The following is a 4057-nucleotide window of genomic DNA, read 5'->3' on the forward strand; positions in this document are numbered from 1 at the left end:
CCTGGAGCTTCTGCCCGCAGCCGCGTACGGCACACAGTGGCTTCAGGTGCAGGACGACAACGGCAAGTTTCTGGCGAAGTGGCCCAGCAGTGACGCGGTGAGCGAGATCTACACGCTCGACCGGGACAAGTGGTGGCGGTTGATCAATCCGGATTGGATCGATCCAGCGGGGCAGAGAAAGCTGCCCCCGGAGCAAGGTGGAAAGACTGAAGAGCAGATTGGACCGAAGGCAACGGCAGAGCGAATCAGGGAGGCCATGCATTTTGCCGACGCGATCCAGGACACCTTCCATCAACGCACGTACGCGCACTACGGCAGCGATCCGGGCCAACCCGCCTGGAACGATCTTGTGTGGCGCGTGGTCGATGGCGACCCTGCCATCGCCGGAGACCCACTGACCTGGACATTGCTGTCCGGAAATCAGGGCGACAACGGCCAGGGAACCTTGCGGGTCAAGGGCGACCGGGGCGAAGTCCTCAAGCTCAGGCTCCAGCCGCCGATGACCCCCAGCGACGGCACGGTGCCCGTGGAGCGCAGTGCCGCCAAGGTGCGCGCGAAGGTCAAGTGCGTGCAGACCGGATACGACCACCAGGGCAGCTACAGCGACGTCAACGCCAGCGCGGCCACGCTCTACGGCATCGTGCGCATCGCTGCCGACTTCGATACCCAGTGGTGGTCGGAGAAATACTGAATTCACCCCCCCATGAAGACGAAGGACCCCGCATGAACCGACGCATCGAGAAACTGTTCGAGAGCACCAAGCTGCTTTGCTTCGGGCGCTATGTGCTGGCCGCGCCCGCCGATTCGAGGCTGGCGTTCGGGCGCGACTTCCCGACGCTGCCCGACCAGGCCAACGACATCGAAAAGGTGATGGAGGCCGAACGCGCAAAGATTCTTTTCCTCAACAAGACCGCCGAAATCACTTACTTCGGGAAGGGCCCCGCACCCGGCACCTGGATGATTCGATCGTTCAAGAGCGCATCGGCCAGAGAAGTCGATCTGGAAGGCTTCCGCATCTACCACGTGGTCGGACCGCACATCTTCGTGACCGGCCGAGGCACGGACAACGGCGCGACGGTGGAGTCGATTCTTCGCGACACGGTCGAGCTCGCGAAGAATCTGCGCGCCCGCGCACCCGATGAAGTCCCCAGGGAGCCGGGGCTGTGCCACCGGTACGGCTTCACCCGAATCGACGGCGACAAGGGCAGCGCTCTTTCGCAGGCTGGCCTCCACATCACCGCATTGCCCGACGTGGTGTTCAGCGTCGAAAGCAACCAGAGCCAGAGCACCGAAGGCAGCAACGGCTACGGCCTGCTCAAGCTCATCAACGACCGCAAGCGAGACGCCGGCAGCAGCTATCCCAAGCTGACGACGCTGCGCGAGGGAAAGAAGAAAGTCCACGGCTGGGACGGCGAGGAATCGCTGGTACGCGACACCGACGGCTCGCACGAATTCGAATGGATGTTCATCGGCGAAACCGGCAACGTCGCGCGCCCCGCGCTGCTGCGTGCGGCAATGTTCACCAAGGTGGCCTCCGACCGCGTGGGGGCTGCCGCGGCCTCTTCGCTCAACGACGAAGAAGCCATCGCGCTGTGGGACAAGCTGCTCGACAGCCTCAAGTTCCGCGTGGCGGTGCCGGGCGCGCCGGCCGAAGCGGTGGCGATCAGGTAGAAGGGCCGCCGCCCTTCGCTCAGCGCGCCGCGTTGCGGTCCGAGATCATCTTGGGGCTGATGAAGATCAGCATCTCGGTCTTGTTGTTGACCCGGCTGCGGGTGCGGAACAGAGCGCCGACCATCGGCAGTTCACCCAGCACAGGCACACGCGACTCCGAACTGGTGTCCGTCAGCTCGAACACCCCGCCGATGACCACCGTGCCGCCGTTCTCCACCAGCACTTCGGTCTGGATGTGCTTCGTGTTGATGGCGTAGCCGGCGGTGGTCGACTGCCCCACCGTGTCCTTGTTGACGTCGAGCGCCAGGATGATGTTGCCCTCGGGCGTGATCTGCGGCGTCACCTCCAGCTTGAGATTGGCCTTGCGGAACGCGATGGAGGTGGCGCCGCTCGACGTCGCCACCTGGTAGGGCAGCTCGGTGCCCTGCTCGATCAGCGCCTTGGTCTGGTCGGCCGTCACCACGCGCGGGCTGGACACCACCTTGCCCTTGCCGTCCGCCTCCAGCGCGGAGATCTCGAGGTTGAGCATCTTCGTGAGGCCCGAGTTGAACAGCGACAGCGCGAAGGTGCCGACCGCATCGCCGGTGGTGCTGGTCGCAGGCAGGTTGACGAAGCTGGTGCTCGAATAGGTGTTGGTGCTCGTGGTGGTGGTCACGCCGCCGGTGGTGCTCGTGCTGACCGAAGGCGTCACGCCCACCGACGAGTTCGCGTTGACGAACCCGCCGCCCAGCTTCGCGCCCAGCGACTTGCTGAAGGTATCGGTCGCCTCGACGAAACGTGCCTCGATCAGCACCTGCCGTATCGGCACGTCGAGCTTCTGGATGAGCTCGGCCACCTGCGAGAGGCGCGAGGGAATGTCGGTCACGAAGAGCTGGTTGGTACGCACCTCGGCCAGCACGCTGCCGCGCGAGCTCAGGATGCGCGTTGCCCCGCCCGTACTGCCGCCGCTTCCACCTGCACTGCTGCCGGTGCCCGTGAGCCCTTGCGCCACGGTGGCCGCCTTCGCGTAGTTGAGCTGGAACGACTGCGTGCGCAGCTGCTCCAGCCCTTGCAGTGCAGCCTGGGTCTCGGCCTTGATCTTCTCCTTGGCATTGAGCTCGTCCTCGGGCGCGATGCGCAGCACGCTGCCGTTCTTGCGCATGCCGAGGTTCTTCGCCTCCAGGATGATGTCCAGCGCCTGGTCCCAGGGCACGTCTTTCAGCCGAAGCGTGAGCGTGCCGTTGACGGAGTCGGAGGTGACGATGTTGAAGTTGGTGAAGTCCGCGATCACCTGCAGCAGCGAGCGGATCTCGATGTTCTGGAAGTTCAGCGACAGCTTCTCGCCGTTGTAGCCGGTGCCCTGCGTCAGCTTGGTCGGATCGACCTTGCGCGGGCGCACCTCCACCACGAACTGGCTGTTGCTCTGATAAGCGCTGTGCTCCCACTCGCCGCGCGGCTCGATCACCATGCGCACGCGGTCGCCCGACTGCTGCATGCTCACGGTCTGCACGGGCGTGCCGAAGTCGGACACGTCGAGCCGCCGGTTGAGCCCCTCGGGCAACGACGACTTCGTGAACTCGACCACCAGGCCCTTGCCCTGCTGGCGGATGTCCACGCCAACCTGGTCGTTGGGCAGCGACACGATCACGCGACCGGTGCCCTCGGTGCCCATGCGGAAATCGACGTCGCGCAGCGGCAGCACGTCGCGGTTGCGGTTCTCGGCAAAGGTGGCCGAAGCGGACGTCGCCAGCGCGGGACCGGCCGCGGGTTGCAGCGTCACCAGCAGCGACTTGCCGCGCACCTCGGTCTTGTAGGCAGTCGCCTGCTTGAGGTTGATGACGAGGCGCGTGCGCTCGCCGGCCTGCACCACGTTGACGGAGCGCAGGTTGCCCTGGCTCATTTCGATGGCCTCGCGGCCCAGGCTGCTGGTCATGCCCGGAAAGTCGAGCGCGATGCGCGCTGGCGACTGGATGGCGAAACCGCTCGGCTCGGCAGCCAGCGATTCGGAGAAATCGACACGCAGCACTTCGCTGCCTGCCTGCAAGGAGCCGGTGACCGACTCGATCCTGTTCTGCGCCTGTGCCGCCGCGAGCGACCCGAGGGCGACGAGCAGGAACACGGACGCGCGCAACCAGCGCGCGAGCACGAATGTCTGTTTGTTCATTTGACCTGCCTTGAAACTGCGGCACCTTCTCCTCGCTGCGCCGAGTTCCCTCCCGAGTGCAGCGTGTTCCAGAGTCCGCGCAAGCTCTTGCGCGGCCGGAACGAGCAGCGCGGCGCCTTTGCGGCGGCCGCGCTGCCCCGTCACATCCTCATGCGATCAGAGGATCAGAACGCGTGGCGGATGCCGAAGTCGTAGCCGGTGGAGGAGCGCGGCAGGCCCGTGTAGCTCGTGCCCGTGCTGCCG

Annotated in this window: 2 protein-coding genes and 1 pseudogene; 2 read left to right on the forward strand and 1 reads right to left on the reverse strand. The window is 65.4% G+C overall.

From position 1 onward, the window contains the following. Positions 1-691, forward strand: a pseudogene (locus EJO71_RS34080) (hypothetical protein); the annotation flags it as partial. Positions 692-723: 32 nt separating this feature from the next. Further along, positions 724-1671, forward strand: coding sequence for a T6SS immunity protein Tli4 family protein (locus EJO71_RS34085; protein WP_125953056.1), 948 nt, complete (start codon positions 724-726; stop codon positions 1669-1671). 19 nt (positions 1672-1690) lie between these two features. On the opposite strand, the gene pilQ is transcribed toward EJO71_RS34085, so the two are convergent. Continuing rightward, entirely contained in the window at positions 1691-3814 is a 2124-nt protein-coding gene (gene pilQ, locus EJO71_RS34090) for a type IV pilus secretin family protein (RefSeq protein ID WP_125953055.1), read from the reverse strand. Between the last annotated feature and the right edge of the window lie 243 nt (positions 3815-4057).

This window comes from Variovorax sp. 679, from assembly GCF_003952185.1.
GTDB lineage: Bacteria > Pseudomonadota > Gammaproteobacteria > Burkholderiales > Burkholderiaceae_C > Variovorax.